Here is a 19,059-nt window from a genome sequence, read left to right as displayed (position 1 = left end):
GGAGCTCCCCACATGATCGACGCCGTCGGCAACCCGCAGAGCATCCTGCTGCTCGGCGGGACCTCCGAGATCGGCCTCGCCACGGTCCGTGCGTTCGCCGCGGACCGCCCGCTGCGGGTCGTGCTGGCCGCCCGTCCCGGGCCCCGCCTCGACGCGGCCCGCACCGAGCTCGAGGAGCTCGGCTGCGGGGTCGAGACCGTCGAGTTCGACGCCGCGAAGATCGAGACCCACGCGGAGGTCGTGACGAAGGCCTTCGCCGGCGGGGACATCGACGTCGCCGTCGTCGCGTTCGGCCTGCTCGGGGACAACGAGCGCGGCTGGACCGACGTCGAGCACGCCGTCGAGCTGGCCCAGGTCAACTACACCGCCACCGTGTCGACCGGCGTCGCGCTGGCCGAGCGGTTCCGCGAGCAGGGCCACGGCTCGATCGTCGCGATCTCCTCGGTCGCCGGTGAGCGGGCCCGGCGCTCGAACTTCGTCTACGGCTCGACCAAGGCCGGGATGGACGCGTTCTACACCGGCCTGACCGAGGCGCTGCGCGAGTTCGGCGTGACCGTCACGATCGTCCGGCCCGGCTTCGTCCACTCGAAGATGACCGAGGGGCTCGACCCGGCGCCGCTCGCGACCACCCCGCAGGCGGTCGGCGACGTCATCGTCGACGCGGTGCGCAACCGCAAGGAACTGGTCTGGGCACCGGCCCCGATGCGGTTCGTGATGAGCGCCCTGCGGCACGTCCCGCGCCCGATCTTCCGCAAGCTGCCGATCTGACGCGGGACGCGCGGCGGCTCACCAGCCGTCGACGTGCAGGACCGTGTCCAGCGGCTGCCGCTTCGCGGGCTTGAAGGTGTCGCCGGTGTAGTACGCGACGGGCAGCAGCACGCCCTGGCGGACGTCCGCCGGCACACCGAGCAGCTCCGAGATCTCCTTCTCGTACTGCAGGTGCAGGGTGGTCCAGGCGCTGCCCAGCCCGCGGGCGCGCAGCGCGATCTGCAGGCTCCACGCGGCGGGCAGCAGCGAGCCCCACAGCCCGGCCTGGTTGCTCGCCGGCAGGTCCGCCGAGGCCTTCAGCGCGCCGATGACCAGGACCGGGACGTCGCTCATCCGCTCCGCGAGGTACAGCGCGCTGTCCGCGACGCGGTTCTGGGTGGCGTCCCGGTCGGCGTCGCCCGAGGTCCTGTTGGTCGGGTACGCCGAGGAGTTGCGGTAGGCTATGAAGGCCTGCCGGTAGTACTCACCGACCGCCTTGCGCTTCTCCGCGTCGGTGATCACCAGCCAGTGCCACCCCTGCTGGTTCGACCCGCTCGGGGCCTGCAGCGCAACCTCGAGGCTCTCCCGGACCACGTCCATCGGGACCGGCCGGTCCAGGTCGAGGCGCTTGCGCACCGAGCGGGTGGTGGTCAGCAGTTCGTCGGGGCCCAGGTCCAGAACGTCGGTCATACCCGCATCCTGCCCCGCACACCTCACTCCGGCCTGCGGGCCACCAGGACGGCGTGCTCGCCGGCTCCCGCGTCGAGGGTCAGCCGCCCCGACGAGCGCTGCGCACGGGCCGGCGCGGTACGCGGGTCGAGCAGGGCGGGGACGCCGCCGTAGGGACCTCCGGTCAGGCCGTCCGATCCCTCGCGGACGATCTCGAACCCGTGCGTGACGAGGATCTCCCGGATCCGTACGTGCCCGCGCGGGACGCGCGGCGGCACCCAGCGGGCCCCGGTGAGCTCCCGCCCGCGGCCCTCCGCGTCGGTCGCGACGACGAGGACGTGGCCGCCCGGCTCCAGCGCCCGGAACCAGCCACCGGGGCCGGTGTCGGATCCGAGGGCGGAGTCCGGTGTCCGGTCCAGCACCCCGACCGCGGTGAGCGACGGCAGCGGGCCGGGCAGGTCGTCGACGCGGCGGTGGACCGGGTAGCCGGGGGCGCCCGCGCGCATGGCGGCCGCCTCCTCGTCGGAGCCGGCGAGGCCGGACACGGGGCCGAACCGCGCGAGCCCGGCCAGCAGCAGCCCACCGGCGCCGGCGACGTCCAGGTAGGGGCCGCGGCCCAGGTACAGCCGGACCAGGCGCAGATACCACTGGCGGGACGCCTTGTCCGGCGGCGCCGGGGTGGGGTCCGGCAGGGCGTCGCGCGGCGGGGTCGTGGGGATCATCGGTCCACAGGGGTCTCGGCGACGGTGGTCGCCGCCATTCTCACCCGTCGCGACCGGCCGCGGCGCCGTACCCCGGCCCCCGACGCGGCCGTGCCCCGGACCGCGGCGGCGGTCCGGGGCACGGCCGGTGTCTCCCGCTCCCCAGCGGAGGTCGTGCAGGCCGGTCAGGCCCCGTGCGCGGGCCGCTTGCGACGACGGCGGGCCGCCGCACCCGACGCGGCGACGATCGGCGTCGCGGCGCTGGAGTGGCTGTCGTCCCGGCGGCGACCGGCGCGACCGCAGTGCTCGGCACCGGAGCGGCTGCCCGGAAGGGCCGCCGCCGACCGGATGGCGCGCGGGGCCGGGACGACCCCGCCGCGCCCGGCCGGGACCTGCGCGTCGCCGGTGGTCGTGCCGGTACCGGCGGCGCCGGTGGTGTCCGGCCGGCCCGCGCGGGAGGCCGCCTGCAGCGACCGCAGCCGCTCCACCCGGTCGGCGGCCCCCGGCCCGTCGACGGTCGGAGTGAACAGCGCCGACCCGGTGCCCGGGCCGCCACTGCGCAGCCGGGCCGCCGCGACCAGGTCCGCGGAGACACCGTCGCCCGGCCCGTCGACACCGGCGGAGCGGGCCGCGGCCAGCCGGTCGAGCACCCAGCGGGCCGACCCGGCCGGGGCGGGCTCGTCCGTGGTCTGCGCCACCGGCCGGGCCGGTGCCGCGTGCTCGCGGCGGGGCCGCGGGGCGACGGCCGGGGCAGGGCGCTGTCCACGCACGGTGTCCACAGGGTTGTCCACAGTGTGGCCGGCCGGCCCGCGGGACTGGACCGGCAGTGCCTCGGTGGCGGCCACGTCGCTCTCCGCGGTGATCACCGGCAGCACGGAGGTCTCCGGGTCGCGACGGGCTGCGTCGGAGTCGATGTGCAGCACGGCCCGCGCCGCGGGCGGCTCGACGGCGTCCGGGCGGGCCGGCGCCGCCGTACGACGGGTGGGCAGCGCGCGCAGCCAGCGACGGGCCGGACGTTCGACGAGCGTGTAGAGCAGGTGTGCCACGGGCAGAGTCCCCACGAAGACGGTGAGCGCGATCAGGTGTCCGGTCTCGCCGCCGGCGGGGACGACACCCGAGTCGCTCAGGAACCAGAAGACCTCGAACACGGGGATGTGGACGAGGTAGAGCGCGTACGAGACGCGCCCGCCGTGCACCACGGGCGCACGGGTGAGCAGGTGGTGCACCGGTCCGCGGTCGGCGAGCGCGAGCGCACCGACGAGGACCGGGAAGAGCAGGACGGCCGTGCCGTGCAGCCCGCCGCCGTGGGCGGCGCCGGCGAGGAGGACGAACGGGACGGCCACCGCGGCGAACGTCGCGACCGACGACGCGGCGGACGCGACGTCCCGGCCGCGCAGCCTGCGCACCGCCAGCATCGCGAGCACACCGGCGGAGAACCCGCCGAGGACCCGCACCAGCCAGCTGTACGGGTAGTAGGGCGACCCGACCACGACGAACGCCGCGGCCAGCGGCGCGACGCAGAGCAGCGACCCGGCGGCGAGGACCACGAACGGCAGGTTCCGCAGGCGGAAGAACACCACCGCGAGCAGCGGGAACAGCAGGTAGGCGAGCCACTCCGCGCTGATCGACCAGGTCGGCCCGACCCAGGACGCTCCGTCCAGGTACGGCTCGGTCCACATCTGGATCCCGACGAGTTGCTCGAACCACGCCACGACGCCCAGCGACGGCTGCACGGCCTGGTAGGCGACCTCGTCGGTGTCCCCGAACACCGCCCGGGCCACCAGCCACACCCCGAAGAGGTGGAAGACGACGGCGTAGGCCGGCCACATCCGTGCCACCCGGGCCCAGACGAACCGGCCTGCCTCCCGCGCCCGCAGCCGCGGACCGAGCTGCTCCAGGTACGTCCAGGCGATGACGAAGCCGCTCAGGACGAAGAACAGGTCCACCCCGAAGGCACCCTGTGTGACCAGCGGACCGAGCCAGTCGGTGACCATCTCGACCCCTGGCATCGGGGGTGAAATGGAAATGGAACGCGACCACCCAGAGCGCCGCGACGATCCGCAGACCGGTCAGCGCGGCGACCTCCCCACGCCCCTCCTGGACGCCGGCCGACGCCGTCCCGCCCAGCTCGGGCGGTACGTCGGGGGTGCCTGACGTCACCGCGGCCGGACCGTCGGCCGCGGAACGCTCGGGGGCGTGGATGCTCACGACGGGGCCAACGAGAATTGCGCGTCACCGTCACCGGTGACCCCCGAAATGGGCCCGAATGTCGCATACCGTAACTGAGCATGACGACTACCGGCTGTACACGACCTTGATACCCCGGCCGAGCGAATCCCGGCCCGCGCGGGCATGCCGGGGGCGTCACGGACGATCCCCGGCGCACGTCTAGCCTCGGACGCGTGCTGACCGCCGACACGGAGCCTGCCCATCAGGCCGGGACCCGGTCCGGCGACCGCGGATCCCGATCCAGAGATCAGGTCCTCGCTGCCGTGCTCGGGCTGGTCTCGGCGGTGCTGGCGCTGGCGATCCCCTTCCTCCCCGTCGTCCAGAACACGGCCACCGTTACCTGGCCGACGGCGGAGACCGGCACGGCGCCGCTGAACGCGCCGCTGGTCGCCTACCGCCCGGAGACCCTGCGGATCACCATCGGCTGCGACGCGATCCGCAGCCTCGACGACCGCACCCCCGGCCCGGCGACCGTGGTGAGCACCGCACCGGAGCAGTCCCCGTCCGCGCAGGCCGTCGGACTCCGGGCCGCCGTCGACAACGGTGTCCTCACACTGGACAACCGCGGCCAGCGCGTCGCGACCGAGGCGATCCCGCCGGCCGGCCCCGGCTGCGCCCTCCAGGTCGACTCGACCGACGCGGCGACCACCGCCACGCTCGGCGGCACCACCCTGCTCGACTTCGACGGCGACGCCCGTCCCCAGGTCACCGGCGTCTACTCCGCCCTCGACGGCGGCCTCGACCCCGTCGCCGGCACGTCGGTGTCGTTCGACGCCGACAACCGCTACGACAGCGACGCCTCCGTCCTCAAGATCGTCGCCGGGGCGATCGCCATCGTCACGCTGTTCGGCTGCCTCTACTACCTGCGCCGGCTCGACGAGCGCGACGGCCGCCGGATCATGCACACCCACCGGCTCGCCGTCGGGCTCCGCGGGCGGGACGGCATCCGCGACACCCTCGTCGTCGCCGTCCTCGCGGTGTGGGCCGTGATCGGCTCGATGACCTCGGACGACGGCTACATCCTGGCGATCTCCCGGGGCAACGACGCTGCGGGCTACGTCGGCAACTACTACCGCTGGTTCAACTCGCCCGAGGCGCCGTTCGGCTGGTTCTACCAGCTGTACTCGCTGTGGAGCGGGGTCTCCGAGGCCGTGCTGTGGCTGCGGATCCCCGCGCTGGCGATGGGCATCGCGTCCTGGTTCCTGATCAGCCGGGCGCTGCTGCCGCGGCTCGGGACCCGGGTCCGCCGGAGCCGCTCGGCCGGTTGGGCGGCGGACGCGGTGTTCCTCTGCTTCTGGCTGCCGTTCGACAACGGACTGCGGCCGGAGAGCGTCGTCGTGATCGCGGCGCTGGTGTCGTTCGTGATGCTCGAGCGGGCGCTGGTCGTGCGCCGCCTGCTGCCGGTCGCGGGAGCTCTGGTGGCGGCCGCGGTCGCCGTCGCGGCGACGCCGACCGGCCTGATCGCCCTGGCCCCGTTCCTGGCGGCCGCCCGGCCGTTGCTGGCGTTGTTCAGCGAGCGCGCCCGGAAGGCGGGCTGGGTGCCGACGCTCGCCCCGCTGCTCGCCGCCGGGCTGATCGTCCTGGTCGCGATCTTCGGGGACCAGACGTGGGCGACGGTCGCCGAGGCGACCCGGGTGCGCACCGACCTGGGCCCGAACCTGTCCTGGTACGAGGAGCTGTCCCGCTACCAGCTGCTGTTCACCGAGTCCCGCGACGGTTCCCTGCAGCGACGCTTCCCGGTGCTGCTGCTGTGGCTGTGCACCGCGGTCGCCGGTGCGGTGCTGCTGCGTCGCGGCCGGATCCCCGGCGCCGCGCTCGGCTTCTCGCGGCGCCTGCTGGGCAGCACCGTGCTGTCGTTCGCCGTGCTGGCGCTGACCCCGACCAAGTGGACGCACCACTTCGGTGCATTCGCCGCACTCGGCGCCGGCGTCGCGGCACTGGCCGCCCTCGCGACCAGCACCGGCGTACTGCGGTCCCGGCGCAACCAGGCGCTGTTCCTCGCGGCGGTGCTCGCGGTGACCGCGCTGGCCTTCACCGGCCCGAACACCTGGTGGTACGTCTCGAACTGGGGCGTGCCGTGGTTCGACAAGCCGCCGTCGGTGGCCGGGTTCTCGGCGACGACGCTGCTGCTCGGGCTGGCCGGGATCTCGCTCGTCGTCGGGGTGATCGAGCACCTGCGCGGCCCCGGGATCCCGCGCCCGGTCGCGATCCCCGGACGGCGACGGCGGCGGATGGGCCAGGCCCAGGCCGTCCGGCTGGGGTCCGCACCGGTCGCGCTGATCTGCGCGCTGATGGTCCTGTTCCAGGTCGCGTCGCTGGCCAAGGGCCTGGAGAAGCAGGTGGGCTCCTACTCGCTGGGCGCCGACATCGTCTCCGACCCGACCGGGTCGGAGTGCGGTCTGGCCGGCCGGCTGCAGGTGGAGACCGACCCGGCCGCCAACGTGCTGGCCCCGGCGCCCGCCCCGGCCGGGGCGGAGCCCCCCGTCGAGCAGGGCTTCACCCGCGACGGCCTGCCGCCGACCGGCCCCGGGTCGCTGCGCGACAGCGACGGCACGGGCTCGACGCAGCCGGCCGTCACCGGTGCCGGCCCGCAGGGCGGGCCGGTCGTCGGCAGCTGGTCGCCGGACCCGGACAACACCGGCGAGTACCGGTCCGGCTGGTACACGCTCCCCGAGGCGGCACGCGACGGCGGCGCCCCGCTCGTCCTCGGCATCGCCGGGACCGTCGGTGGCGGCAACTCGCTGACCCTGGAGTTCGCCTCCGGCGACCGGATCGTCGACGAGATCTCGCCGAGCGGCTCGACCGGCACGGTCACCTCGGTCGCCGACACCGCGGGCACCGCCGCGGGCGGCCGCAGCTGGCGTGACGTCCGGCTCGACCTGGCCGGCCGGGACGCCGCGCAGGCCGACCGGGTGCGCGTCGTCGCGACCGACGACGGGCTGGGACCCAACTCCTGGATCGCCGTCGCCCAGCCGCGGGTGCCGCAGCTGACCCCGCTGACCGACGTCGTGGGGGGCAGGCCCGGTTACCTGGACTGGCCGACCGCGTTCGTCCACCCGTGCCTGCGGCGCTTCGACGTGAACGCCGGGATCGCCGACGTGCCGGCCTACCGCCTGCTGGCCGACACCCAGCAGCGGTCCGTCGGCGACGAGTGGGGCGCGGCATCCGGCGGCGGCCCCCGGGGCTGGACGGCGCTGCTGGGTGCCGAACGGGTGCTGCCGACCTACCTGCCGGGCCAGTGGGACTTCGACTGGGGCCAGTTCCGGGTCTACGAGCCGTACTCCCCGCAGGCGACCCAGGCACTCACCGAACGGGGCACCCGCACCATGTGGGGCTGGGAGCAGGTGGCCCGGATCGGGGACGCGCCGGGAGACCCGGCGCCGCTGCCCCGCTGACGGCGCGGCAGACTTCACCGAAGACCCGATCCCGGCGAGAGGCGACCGCGAGACATGCTGGACACGGCCCGTCCCACCCGCGACGGCGATCCCGCACCGGCCACACCCCCGGCCGGCGAGCCGCGGCCCGGCAGGCTCGTCGTCCAGCGCGGGCACTTCACCGGGCCCACGGCCCTGGTCCCGGAGGACCTCTACGCGGAGGTCCTGCGGGGCGCGGCCCGGCGGGAGCGCGCCCGGATCGAGCTGGCGCCGGCGACGCTGGTCAGCACGAACACCTACTGGGGGCGGCTGCACGCCACCTACTGGCAGCGCTGGACGGCCGTCCCCGAGGTGCGGGTGACACTGCGGGCGAGCGGCCGCGGCCGGGTCTGGCTGATGGCGTCGGACACCAACAAGGTCGCCCGCGCGGTCGAGGTGGCCGACGTCGACGGCGACACCGCGGTCGAGCTGACCGGGTCGGTCGACCGGTTCCTCGACGGCGGCGGCCTCTGGCTGGAGATCGGCACCGACACCGGTGAGCTCGCGGTGTCCGGCGTCGAATGGACGGTGGCCGTGCCCCGCCCGCCGCGACCGACCTCGCTCACGATCTGCACGTACAACCGCGTCGAGGACTGCCTGAACACCCTGCAGGCGCTGCTCGACGACCCGACGGCGCTGGCCCGCGTCGAGCTCGTGCGGGTGGTCGACCAGGGCAGCGACCCGCTGGAGTCCCGGGACCGGTTCGCCGCCGTCGCGGACGCGTTCGGTGCGACGCTCGTCTACCAGCGCCAGCCGAACCTCGGCGGCGCCGGCGGGTTCACCCGCGGCCTGTATGAGGCGACCGCCGGGGACCCGGCGGACGACCACGACGTCCTCCTGATGGACGACGACGTGCTGCTCGACCCGGAGATCGTCGTCCGGCTGACCGGGTTCGCGGCCTGCACCACGAACCCGGCGATCGTCGGCGGACAGATGCTGAACCTGCTGCACCCGGGGCACGTGCACATCACCGCCGAGTACGCCGAGCCGGAGAAGCTCCGCGTCGGCCGCCTGGTGCCCGGTGCCCTCGAGGAGGGCTTCCTGCTCGGGCGCGACGAGCGGCAGCTGCCGATCGTGCAGGACCGCCGCGTCGACACCGAGTACAACGGCTGGTGGTCCTGCCTGATCCCGGCGCCGATCGTGCGCGCCATCGGCTACCCGCTGCCGCTGTTCTTCCAGTGGGACGACGTCGAGTTCGGCTACCGCGCCCGCGAGCACGGCTTCGCCACCGTCTCCCTGCCCGGCGCCGGCGTGTGGCACGCCGACTTCGGCTGGAAGGACTGGGACGAGTGGCACCGCTACTTCAACCAGCGCAACGGCCTGATCACCGCGGCGCTGCGGACCGGCTTCGACCGGCGCACGGTGACGTCGACGGTCGTCGAGCTGCTCGCCCAGTACCTCGTCGCGATGCAGTACGGGCTCGCCGCGACGCTGCTGACCGCGGTCGAGGACTTCCTGGAGGGTCCCGCCGTCCTCGACGACGGCTCCGCCGCCGCGGCCGCGCGGATCCGCCGGATCCGGGCCGCCTACCCCGAGACGGCCGCCGTGCCGATCGCCGACGCGGGCCTCGACCCTCGGGAGTCCGTCGTGCACCTCGCCGGGCACAAGCCGTCGAAGATGGTGCGGACCTGGCTCAAGCGTGTGGTGCTGCAGGCGACCGGCCGGGTGCCGTTCCGGTCCGGGATGGTGCCGGCCGGTGAGGCGCACTGGTGGCACGTGGCGCTGTTCGAGCGGGCGATCGTGACCGACATGGCCGAGACCGGCGTGCGGATCCGGACCCGCGACCGGGAGCGCCTGCGCGAGCTCGCCACCCGGGCCGTGCACACCGTCCGCCGGCTGTACACCGAGGGTCCGGACGCGGCACGGGCCTGGAAGGCCGCCGAGCCGCGGCTCACGGCACGGGAGACGTGGACCCGGCTCTACGAGGACTGATCCCCGGCCGGGGCCGGCCCACCAGCACGACGACCAAAACCACGACCGACGCCACGGGCGCCGGGTGGCCCAGGCCGAACCCCAGACCCAGATCGACGACGACGGCCGCGCACGCCGACGCGAACATCCAGCGCGGCCCGGTGACCGGTCGCGGCCGTCCGGTGGACCAGCGCGTCCGGCCCCAGGGCTTGTCGATCGACAGCCAGGCCTGGAACGCGATCGCCGCGACCATCAGCAGGGTCAGCGGCAGCAGGCCCGCGGGCGAGGTGCCCGCCGGGTCGGCGTGCGCCGCGTCGAGCCGCGCGGACAGCACGACGATCCCCAGGTGGAGCTGGGCCACCGTGATCGCGAACTTCACCGCGACCCAGCGGTGGTGGAAGAACCCGAAGGGCGTCGCCGCCGCGAGCACCATCCCGGTCAGTGCGGAGCCGACGGCGAGCGGGGCGAGCAGCACGGCGTCGAGATGGTGGGCGGCGAGCAGTGCGGGCCCGCGGACCGCAGGGTCGACGCCGAGCACCTGCAGCGCGGCGAGCGACGCGGCGAGCGCCATCCAGCCGACCGAGGTGAGCACGTGCAGCCAGACGGTCAGCCGGCGCCAGGTCTTCGTGGTGAGCACGGACCCAGCCCACCGGAACCGGCACCGCGGCCCATCCGGCCCCACCCCCACTCCACCCGGACCCCCGCCTCGTCACGTCGACGTACCGAGCCACGCCCCGGGACGCTCACCGGTTACGTCGGCGCTCATCCGATCGCGCGAGCGCCGGCTGAACCGGTGAGCGTCTCCGGGAGAGTCCGCCCGGGGAAGGGACGGGGAAGGGGGCGGGGCGGGGTCAGCCCAGGAAGTCCCGGCCCGTGTAGTCCTTGTCCGCCAGGGTCGGCAGGCGCTCCCAGCCCCATCGGCGCTCGGTCCCGACGGCCACGTCGTAGCCACCGGTCGGGTGGTCGTACCCGACCCGCTCGACGTGGCCCCACGCGAACATCGCGCGCCCGGGCGGCGGGTCGAGCCGCGAGGGCAGCTCGTCGAAGGTCGCCGTCCGCCCGATCCCGGCGAGCGCGCCGCCGTTGCCGGTGAAGAACGCGTTGTCCTCGGTGGCGCCCTCGAGGTCGTCGCCGGTGCGGAGCCGCCACTGCGGGGTCTCCGCGATGCCGTGCCGCACGACGATCTGGTCCTCGCACGGCCACAGCAGCGCCGTGACCTGGTCGGCATAGACCGGGTCCCCGCGGACGACGTCGGACGCCGGCCGGTCCCGGGCCGGCACCGGCGCACCGATCCCGAGCCAGCTGTCGGCGCCGTCGGTGGCGTCGGTCACGACCAGCCGGACCTGGGTGACCGGTCCGGGGAGGTCCCCGGCCGCGGCGAGGTCGATCTCCAGGTCGGTCCAGTCCGCGACCTTCTCCCCGGGCAGCGACGCCGTGATCTCGTGGGTCGCGTCGGGCGCACCGACCGGGCCGGAGCCGGCCACGACCTGCACGGTCTGGTCGGATCGGAGGTCGCCGGTGGCGGGCACGAGCAGCCGTGACCGGTCCTGCGGGACCGGGAACCAGCCGGTCTCCAGGGTGCCGGTGCCGGCGTCGTCGGTGTGCCAGACGGGGCCGTCGAGTGCGGGCCGGTCGGGCGGCGGGCCGTCGCGCAGGGCGCCGGTGAGCTGCGGCGGGCCGGCGGCCGGTCCGAGCGGTCCGCCGTCGGGCACCGTGACGGTGACGGCGTCGGCGAACCCGCACGGCCGTCCCGCGAGGGACGCCAGGTTCATCGACGCGACCGACGGTCCGGGCGCCTGCTGGACCGGGGCGAGCGCGAACACGAGGAGCATGAGCGCGACGCCGCCCGCGGTGGCGGTCCGCAGGACCGCACCGTCCGGCCCGGTCCCGGACGCGCGTCCGGCGCGCCGCCTGCGGTGTGCCCACCACAGCGCGACCACGGCCACGAGCAGCCACAGCACCGGGTTGCGCAGGTAGACCGGCCCGAGGTGCGGGGCAAGGACCTGCTGGTGGATCGGGGCGTCGACCACGGAGTGGTTGCCGAACGGCTGGCCCCAGTCCCCGAGCGGTCGCCACAGGTTCGGCCCGGCGTAGATCACCGCCGCCGCGAGCCCGAGCACCGCCGTCCCGACGGCGACGAGCCGGGCGGGCGCCCGGCGCGGCAGCGGGCCACGGGCCAGCGCGATCGCGAGCAGCAGGGTGGCGGGGGCGGCGACGGCACCGAAGTGGTTGACCCACTTGGTGGGGCTCAGGCCGATCGCGACGAGTGCGAGCGCCGTGGCCGCGAGGGCGAACCCGAGCGCCCGGCCCAGCGGCCCGCCGGTGCCGCGCCGGGTCGCCAGGCGGACCGTGCCGAGCAGCAGCACCCCGACGGTCAGCAGGACGGGCAGCCGGCGGCCCCACGTGCCCTGGTCGTCCGGGCCCAGGAGGTTGGCGTAGTGCACGAGTTCCTGCCACCACGAGTACTGGAAGTAGTACCAGCGGTGCACGGCGACGGACTCGCGGACGTCGGCGAGGGTCTGGTCCGCCAGCCCCAGCGGGACGACGACGCTCGCGGCGGCGAACGCGACCGCGACCGTCGCGCACCGGGTGACCCACCCGGAGTGCACGAGGTGCCACCACACCAGGGGCAGCGCGACCAGCAGGGGGACGGCCGCGACGACCGCAGCGGGCGCCGTCGTCACCCCGAGGACGGCGACGGCGGTGGCCGGGGCGAGCAGCCCGACCGCGCCGGTCCGCAGCGCGGCCGCGACGAGGAACAGGACCCCGGCGGCGGCGAGCGTGCCCGCGGGCTCCGGCCGCAGGCTGATGCCGTAGGGCAGGAACCAGGCCAGGTGGGCGACGGCGAGCGCCGCCACGACGACCGGGCGGGTGCCGGCCCGGTCGGCGAGCGCGACCAGCGTCAGCCGGAGCAGCACCCACGTCCCCAGACCGAGCACGACCGGCACGACCCGCATCGGGAGCAGGCCCCAGCCGGCGATCCCGCCCCACAGCTGCAGGAGGTACTGGCTCGTCGCGAACGGGGCCTCGGTGACGTTGAACTGGTAGATCGCGTTGCCGATGGTCCCGGTCTCCGCGCCCTGGCGGGCCATCAGCGCGTACCAGGAGTCGTCGATGTTGACCGGGCCGAGCACGGCCCAGGCCAGCGTCACGACGAGGACGACGGCGTCGGCGATCCCGGGCCGGGGCCGCACGGCGAGGATCCGCCGGGTCCCGGTCCAGGTGCGGACGGCGACCGCGAGCGTCGCGGCCAGCGCGAGCAGGTGCGCGACCAGCAGCGCGACCTTGAGCGGGGACGGCGACGACTCGTAGCGGGCGTCGGTGTGCAGCTGCACCCCGAGCCCGTCGGCGGCCGGTCCCGCGACGGCGGTGGACAGCTCGGCGACCTGCGGCGGCGCGAGCTCCGGGTGCTCGGCGACGGTCGCCCCGTCCCGGGTCACGACGGTCCCGTCCGCTCCCGCGGTGACGACGAGGGTGCAGCCGCCGGCGACGGGCCCGGCCCACAGCTCGGTCGGGCCGGAGCGGATCGTGAGCGTCCCGCCGGCGACGCCCGCCACCAGCCCGGGGGCCGCGACCGGGTCGTCGGCGGCCGCGGGCATCGTGCGCAGCACGTCGCCCTCCGGGAGCGACGCGGCGGCCGCGCACGGGATCGACGCGGTGAACTCCAGCGGCCGGTACGGCGACAGCGGCAGCACCGTCGACGCCGGTGCCTCGCCGGCGCGCGGCCAGCTGACGACCGGGTCGTCGGCGTCGACCGGGGCCAGCGCGGCCCCGATCCCGAGCAGGCAGGTCAGCCCGCCGAGCAGCAGCAGGAGCAGTGGCCGGCGGGTGGACGCCGCCGGGCTCACTCGAAGATCTGCTTCCAGCCGTCCTTGCCGGTGAGAGTGGGCTCGGCCGCCCGGTAGCGGCCGCGCAGCGTCTCCCAGTCCGCGGCCACCGCACGGTGCAGCCGGAACGACTCGGCGACCATCCGCTTGAACATCTGCGGGTCACGACGCCGGAAGGTGACCCCGCGACCGTCCGGTGTGGACACCGTCGCGGAGTCGAGCCCCGAGAGGACGAACCACTGCGCGTTCGCCCACGGGACGTTGCGCTGCGGGCGCTCCTTCCGCCCCGGCGCCGGGGACCTCAGGTTCCGCAGGACGCCGCGGGCCAGCCCGAGCGCGACCTTGGCCTTCCCGACCGGCGGCTCCGGGAACAGCTGGGCACCGAGCGCGTCCAGCTCCGCGAGCGGGACGTCGGTGGCGGAGTCCAGCGGGCGGCCGTCGTCGTACTCGGCGCGGACCGCGCGGATCTCGTCGAGCACCACCGGCAGCTTCGGGAACAGCGCCTCGGGCCCGGCGAGGAAGTCGGTGAACGCCTTGATCTGCAGCGCGACCGCCGAGTACTCCATGAGCATCAGGTGCCGCAGGGTCCGCTTGAACGTCTCCTTCAGCATCGCCCGCGGGTCGTCCGGGCCCCGCAGCGCCGCGGCGACCAGGCGGTTCCGGTAGTGGAAGTACGCCTGCCAGTCCGACGAGTCGTCCTTCTCGATGAAGGACATGTGCCAGATCGCGATGCCGGGGACGGTCGCGGTGCGGTAGCCGGCGGTGCGGGCGCGGAGGCCGTACTCGGCGTCGTCCCACTTGATGAACAGCGGCAGCGGCAGCCCGAGGTCCTCCGCGACGCGGCGCGGGATCAGGCACATCCACCAGGCGTTGTAGTCGACGTCGACGCGGCGGTGCAGCCACGGCGTCTGCCGCAGCGTGCGCGCGGCGAGGTCGTGGTGCGCCTCGGTCCTGGGGGCGGGCCGCCAGAGGAACTGGTTACGGTCGACGACCTCGCCCATCGTGGAGAGCTGCGAGCGGGCCTGCAGCGACAGCATCTGCCCGCCGACCAGCATGGGCTCGCGCGCGAACCGGCTGAACGCGACCGCGCGGAGCACCGAGTCGGGCTCCAGCAGGATGTCGTCGTCCATGTAGAGGATCTGCTCGCAGTCGATGCCGCCCGCGTGCGGGCCGGTCCCGTGGAGCACCTCGTACATGATCCGGGCGTAGCCGCCGGAGCCGCCGAGGTTGGGCTGGTCGATGATCCGCAGCCGGTCCCCGAGCACGGCAGCGGCCTGCTCGTACCCGGCCTCGTCGCGGACCTTCCGCGTGCCCTGGTCCGGCAGGACGATCGCGGTGATCGTGTCGAGGACCTGCGGGTCCGAGCCGAGCGCGGTCAGGGTGGCGACGCAGTCGGCGGGCCGGTTGAACGTCGGCATCCCGACGACGACGGCGGCCCGGCCGGGCGCGTCGTGCGGCGCGTGCCAGCCCCCGCCGTGCAGCGTGAGGTCGCCCTCGTCGGTGGAGAGGTCGAACCAGTACCAGCCGCCGTCCTCGAACGGGCGCAGGTCCAGCTCCATCGTCACCCGGCGGCGGCCCTGCACGACCTCGCCGCCGACGAAGATCTGCGACCCGTCGGCCTTGGTGCGGTACACGTCGACGCGGCCCGAGCCCTCCAGCTCCAGCCGCAGCTCGATCGCGGTCAGCGTCGACCACGCGCGCCAGTAGCCGGCGGCGAAGGCGTTGAAGTAGGCACCGAACGACACCTCGGTCGCCGGGGGCACGGTCGCGCTGGTCCGGTCCTGCACGCGGGTGCGACGGCCCGCCGTCGTGGAGACGGTCAGCGACAGCGGACGGCTCGTCTCGTCCGGCAGCGGGTCGACCGGCGCGAGGGTCGTCCCGGGGCGCTCGTCGAGGTAGAGGGCGCGCACCGCGAACGGGTCGGCGGGGCGGGGAAGGATCACCCGCTGCAGGAGCGTCTCGCCGCTGGTCGGGTCGGGGGTGTCGGGCACCTGGTGGCCTCGCTGGTCCGTGGGGGCGGTGGTCATCGCAGAAACGGCCTCGGGGGTCGGCGGGTTCCGGTCGTGCCCGCGCCTGGACGGCTGCGCCGCCGCACCGCCCGGGCCCGGGAGGAGGTACCCGAGCGTAGCCGCGGCTCGGGGCGGCGGCGGCAGGCGGGCGGGCGCGCCGTGCAAGCGGAGTGGAACGTCCGGTTCGCCGTGCCGGAACTCAGCCGATCCGCCACCGCGCGATCGCGTCCTCGTCGAGCTCGACGCCGAGCCCCGGCGCGTCCGGGACGGCGAGGCACCCGTCCGGGCCGACGGTGACGGGCGTCGCCAGCGGGAAGTCCCGCCGCGCCGGCGTCCAGTCCGGCGGGTCGTAGGGGACCTCGAACCACGGCCCGCCGCCGACGCCGGTCGCGACGTGCAGGTTCGCCAGCACCCCGATGCCGTTGGTCCAGCTGTGCGGGGTGAAGGAGCGGTGCCGCAGCATCGCCAGCTCGGCGAGCGTCCGGGCGCGGCTCATGCCGACCGAGAGGACGACGTCCATCTGGTAGACGTCGAGCACGTCCTCGTCGATCCAGCGCAGGATCTCCGGGACCGAGTGCTGCATCTCCCCGGCCGCGATCCGCAGCCCCGGGTTGTCGGCGCGCAGCGTCCGGAACCCGTCGGTGTCGGGGTACGGCAGCGGCTCCTCGACCCAGAAGACGTCGAGGTCCGCGAGCCGGCGCGCCAGCCGACGGGTGGCTGCCAGGTCGGTGGCCGGTACGACGTCACCCGCCGTCCGCCAGGACTGGTTGAGATCGACCATGATCGTGAACTCGTCGCCGAGCGCGCCCCGGACCGCGGCGACGGTCGCCACGCCCTCGTCGATCCGGTTCCGGTCGATCCTGATCTTCGCCGCGCGGAAGCCCTCCTCCGCCACCTGCGCGGCGATCTCGACCCGATCGGAGGAGGCACGCGGCACGCAGAACGACGCGTACGCGGGCACCCGGTCGTAGGTCCCGCCGAACAACGTGGCGACGGGCAGGCCGGCTGCCTTACCTGCCAGGTCCCACAGCGCCGCCTCGAGCGGCCAGTAGTGGCCGCCGTGCACGGCGCAGGTCTCCAGGGCGCGGACGTGCCGGGCGATCGCGAGGGCGTCCTCGCCGACGAAGACGTCGCGGAAGGCGTCGAAGCCGTCCATCGTGTCGCCCGAGCCGATGCCGACGAGCCCGTCGTCGGTGTACACACGGACGATGGTGGCGTCGAACGCTGTACGCGGCCGGGGGTCCCAGGCGACGCGCAGCGGCGGGTCCAGCGGCAGCCGCACCCGGTCGAGCGTGATGTCGGTGATCTTCATGTCGTCCGGGGGGTTCGCGCCGACTGGTGCCGGCCCGGAGCGCGATCGGGGGCTTCCGCATTCCGAGCCGGATATCCGACGACTGTAGGAAAGTATCCGCTGAGCGACCAGCGCGGGCCGTGGATCGCAATCCACGTTGCGTTCACGCCAACGACGACCACCGTCCCAGTACGGTCGGAGGGTGACCGATGCGCCTCGCAACAGCTACGGGCTGAGCCGGGACGTGGCACTCCTGGAAGCCCTCGCGTCGGACGAGGCGCACCGTGCCGACGGCCTCGGTGTCGCGCAGGTCGCGCGGCTGACCGGCCGGGAGAAGAGCCAGGTGTCCCGGGCGCTGCGCGCACTGGCCGAGGCCGGGCTCGTCGAGCGCGACGACGACAGCCTCGTCTACCGGCTCGGCTGGCGGCTGTTCTCGCTGGCCGCGCGCGGCGCCGACGGGCGGCTGACCGGGGTCACGGAGCCCGCACTGCGCCGCCTGGCGGTCGAGACCGAGGAGACGGCGCACCTGTGCGTGCTGCGCGACGACGCGCTGCTCACCCTGCGGACGGTGTCCGGGCACTCGTTCCGCACGTCCGGCTGGGAGGGGCGCAGGTCGCCGCTCGTCTGCACCTCGGCGGGCCGTGCGCTGCTCACCGACGCCACGCCCGACGAGCTCTACGTACGGTTCGGCACCGTCGAGGACCTGGCACCGGACTACCCCGGCTGCCGGGTCCGGACGGTGCCCCAGCTGTGGCGGGCGATCCGGGAGGCCGCCGAGCGGGGCTGGGCCGAGGCCCGCGACGAGCTCGAACCGGACCTCTCCGGCGTCGCGGCCCCCGTGCGGGACTTCCGCGGCCGGATCGTCGCGGCGCTCAACATCGTCGGGCCGACCGCGCGGATCGGCGAGCGGCTCGACGAGCTGGGCCGGACGACGGCGGCCGCCGCCCGCGCGGTGTCCACCGAGCTGGGCTGGAACCCGGAACGGCCCTGAGCCGGATCAGTCCTCCGACTCGGTGCCCGAGAGCGGGCGCCCCTCGGTGAAGTGCGGGACCAGCCGGTTCTCGAACATGGTCAGCGCCGACCCGATGGCCATGTGCATGTCGAGGTACTTGTAGGTGCCCAGCCGGCCACCGAACAGCACGTTCCGGTTCGCGGTCTCCTTGCGGGCGAGCTCGCGGTAGCGCTCCAGCTTGGCGCGGTCGTCCGGCGTGTTGATCGGGTAGTACGGCTCGTCCCCGGACTCGGCGAAGCGCGAGTACTCGCGCACGATCACCGTCCGGTCCTTCGGGTAGTCCCGCTCGGGGTGCATGTGCCGGAACTCGAGGATCCGGGTGAAGGGGACGTCGGCGTCGTTGTAGTTGATCACCGAGGTGCCCTGGAAGTCGCCGGTCGGCTCGACCGACATCTCGAAGTCCAGGGTGCGCCAGCCGAGCTCGCCCTCGGCGTGGTCGAAGTAGCGGTCCAGCGGCCCGGTGTAGAGGACCGGGGTTCCTGCCGGCAGCGCGTCGCGGACCTCGAAGAAGTCGATGTCCAGCACGACGTCGATGTTCTCGTGGTCGGCCATCCGCTCCAGCCAGGCGGTGTAGCCGTCGACCGGCAGACCCTCGTGGGTGTCGTTGAAGTACCGGTTGTCGTAGGTGTAGCGCACCGGGAGCCGGGTGATGATCGACGCGTCCAGCTCGGTCGGGTCGGTCTGCCACTGCTTGGCGGTGTAGCCCTTGACGAACGCCTCGTAGAGCGGGCGCCCGACCAGCGAGATCGCCTTCTCCTCCAGGTTCGCCGCCTGCTTCGTGTCCACCTCGGACGACTGGTCGGCGATCAGCGTGCGCGCCTCGTCGGGCGTGTGCGCCTTCCCGAAGAACTGGTTGATCAGCGCGAGGTTCATCGGGAACGCGTAGACCTGCTCGCCGACCCGGGCGAAGACCCGGTGCTGGTAGTTCGTGAACGCGGTGAAGCGGTTCACGTACTCCCACACCCGCTCGTTCGAGGTGTGGAACAGGTGCGCGCCGTACCGGTGGATCTCGATGCCGGTCTCCGGCTCGGGCTCGGAGTAGGCGTTGCCGCCGATGTGGTCGCGGCGCTCCAGGACCAGGACGCGCTTGCCGAGGCCGTCGGCCACCCGCTCCGCCACGGTCAGCCCGAAGAACCCGGACCCGACGACGATCAGGTCGTAGCTGGCGAGGTCGTACCCGTCGAGGCTCACGGCACCCGAGGGTAGGACAGGCGTGATCGGGGGCACCGGGCGGCTTCGGTATCCTCGCA

12 protein-coding genes are annotated in these 19,059 nt (G+C 74.5%); 4 read left to right on the top strand and 8 right to left on the bottom strand.

Going from position 1 to position 19,059, the window contains the following annotated elements:
* The first annotated feature begins 12 nt into the window (after positions 1 to 12).
* The gene (locus Ae150APs1_RS17395) at positions 13 to 768 is read left to right on the top strand and encodes a decaprenylphospho-beta-D-erythro-pentofuranosid-2-ulose 2-reductase (RefSeq protein WP_010243854.1); all 756 of its coding nucleotides are present in this window, start codon (positions 13 to 15) and stop codon (positions 766 to 768) included.
* 18 nt (positions 769 to 786) lie between these two features.
* Here the strand turns inward: Ae150APs1_RS17395 and Ae150APs1_RS17390 are convergent, their stop codons facing one another.
* The 3 genes from Ae150APs1_RS17390 to Ae150APs1_RS17380 form a co-directional block, all read right to left on the bottom strand.
* On the bottom strand, positions 787 to 1,437 hold the full coding sequence (locus tag Ae150APs1_RS17390) for a nitroreductase family protein (protein ID WP_075298986.1): 651 nt from the start codon (positions 1,435 to 1,437) through the stop codon (positions 787 to 789).
* A 23-nt stretch (positions 1,438 to 1,460) separates the two neighbouring features.
* On the bottom strand, positions 1,461 to 2,138 hold the full coding sequence (locus Ae150APs1_RS17385) for a hypothetical protein (protein WP_075298984.1): 678 nt from the start codon (positions 2,136 to 2,138) through the stop codon (positions 1,461 to 1,463).
* A 164-nt stretch (positions 2,139 to 2,302) separates the two neighbouring features.
* A complete protein-coding gene (locus tag Ae150APs1_RS17380; protein WP_083680190.1) occupies positions 2,303 to 4,126 on the bottom strand; it encodes an acyltransferase in 1,824 nt (607 codons plus the stop codon).
* Positions 4,127 to 4,519: 393 nt separating this feature from the next.
* On the opposite strand from Ae150APs1_RS17380, the gene Ae150APs1_RS17375 reads away from it, so the two are divergent.
* A complete protein-coding gene (locus tag Ae150APs1_RS17375; protein WP_083680189.1) occupies positions 4,520 to 7,741 on the top strand; it encodes an arabinosyltransferase domain-containing protein in 3,222 nt (1,073 codons plus the stop codon).
* Between the two features lie 54 nt (positions 7,742 to 7,795).
* Positions 7,796 to 9,691: a glycosyltransferase gene (locus tag Ae150APs1_RS17370; RefSeq protein ID WP_075298978.1), complete on the top strand. Its 1,896-nt coding sequence runs from the start codon at positions 7,796 to 7,798 to the stop codon at positions 9,689 to 9,691.
* On the opposite strand, the gene Ae150APs1_RS17365 is transcribed toward Ae150APs1_RS17370, so the two are convergent.
* From Ae150APs1_RS17365 to Ae150APs1_RS17350, 4 genes are all read right to left on the bottom strand, one after another.
* Entirely contained in the window at positions 9,651 to 10,307 is a 657-nt protein-coding gene (locus tag Ae150APs1_RS17365) for a hypothetical protein (RefSeq protein ID WP_075298976.1), read from the bottom strand. The genes Ae150APs1_RS17370 and Ae150APs1_RS17365 overlap by 41 nt on opposite strands.
* 214 nt (positions 10,308 to 10,521) lie before the next feature.
* Complete coding sequence (locus Ae150APs1_RS17360; protein WP_075298974.1) at positions 10,522 to 13,518, bottom strand: arabinosyltransferase domain-containing protein; 2,997 nt, start codon at positions 13,516 to 13,518, stop codon at positions 10,522 to 10,524.
* Positions 13,515 to 15,524 (bottom strand): glycosyltransferase, encoded by a 2,010-nt coding sequence (locus Ae150APs1_RS17355; RefSeq protein WP_075298972.1) that lies wholly within the window; start codon positions 15,522 to 15,524, stop codon positions 13,515 to 13,517. The genes Ae150APs1_RS17360 and Ae150APs1_RS17355 overlap by 4 nt, the downstream gene beginning before the upstream one ends.
* 181 nt (positions 15,525 to 15,705) lie before the next feature.
* The gene (locus Ae150APs1_RS17350; RefSeq protein ID WP_075298970.1) at positions 15,706 to 16,818 is read right to left on the bottom strand and encodes a mandelate racemase/muconate lactonizing enzyme family protein; all 1,113 of its coding nucleotides are present in this window, start codon (positions 16,816 to 16,818) and stop codon (positions 15,706 to 15,708) included.
* A gap of 181 nt (positions 16,819 to 16,999) precedes the next feature.
* On the opposite strand from Ae150APs1_RS17350, the gene Ae150APs1_RS17345 reads away from it, so the two are divergent.
* Positions 17,000 to 17,788, top strand: coding sequence for an IclR family transcriptional regulator (locus Ae150APs1_RS17345; protein ID WP_075298968.1), 789 nt, complete (start codon positions 17,000 to 17,002; stop codon positions 17,786 to 17,788).
* A gap of 6 nt (positions 17,789 to 17,794) precedes the next feature.
* On the opposite strand, the gene glf is transcribed toward Ae150APs1_RS17345, so the two are convergent.
* A complete protein-coding gene (gene glf, locus Ae150APs1_RS17340) occupies positions 17,795 to 19,000 on the bottom strand; it encodes a UDP-galactopyranose mutase (RefSeq protein WP_139316957.1) in 1,206 nt (401 codons plus the stop codon).
* Positions 19,001 to 19,059 lie beyond the last annotated feature (59 nt).

Source organism: Pseudonocardia sp. Ae150A_Ps1 (assembly GCF_001932315.1).
GTDB lineage: Bacteria > Actinomycetota > Actinomycetes > Mycobacteriales > Pseudonocardiaceae > Pseudonocardia.
Note: the sequence above shows the minus strand (reverse complement) of the source record. Positions and strands in the feature narration are given on the sequence as shown.